This is a genomic window from Bradyrhizobium sp. Crot121, from assembly GCF_059512385.1.
Genome location: NZ_JCAMOR010000388.1, coordinates 1 through 440, shown reverse-complemented (window position 1 = coordinate 440; position 440 = coordinate 1). Strand labels below are relative to the sequence as shown.

The following is a 440-nucleotide window of genomic DNA, read 5'->3' as shown; positions in this document are numbered from 1 at the left end:
CGGCACCTCTACCGTTTCCTGCTGAACGAGCGCATCCGCGGTGACGACCCCGCGGCGATCCTGTCAGGCCCGAAGCGCGGCCGCGGCCTGCCAAAAGTGCTGTCGATCGCCGACGTCGACCGCATGCTCCGCCGCGCCAAGGAATTGAGCGAGGCGGAAGATGCCTCGCCCTCCAGGCGGCTGCGGGCGCTGCGGCTCTACTGCCTGCTCGAGGTGCTCTACGCCACGGGCCTGCGCGTCTCCGAGCTGGTGGCACTGCCGCGCTCGGCGGCCAAGCGCGACGCCCGCATGATCGTAGTGCGCGGCAAGGGCAACAAGGAACGGCTGGTGCCGCTCAACGACGCCTCGCGGCAGGCGATGGCGGATTATCTCGCCGCGACGGAAGCAGCAAAGGCCGACAGGAAGAACAGCGTGGCCGCCTCGAAATGGCTGTTCCCCTC

1 protein-coding gene is annotated in these 440 nt (G+C 69.1%); it reads left to right on the top strand.

Features of this window, described 5'->3' with window-relative positions; genetic code table 11:
- Positions 1-440 (top strand): tyrosine-type recombinase/integrase (locus tag AC5ZGW_RS47115; protein ID WP_496114270.1); only part of this gene is annotated, 440 nt, incomplete at both ends.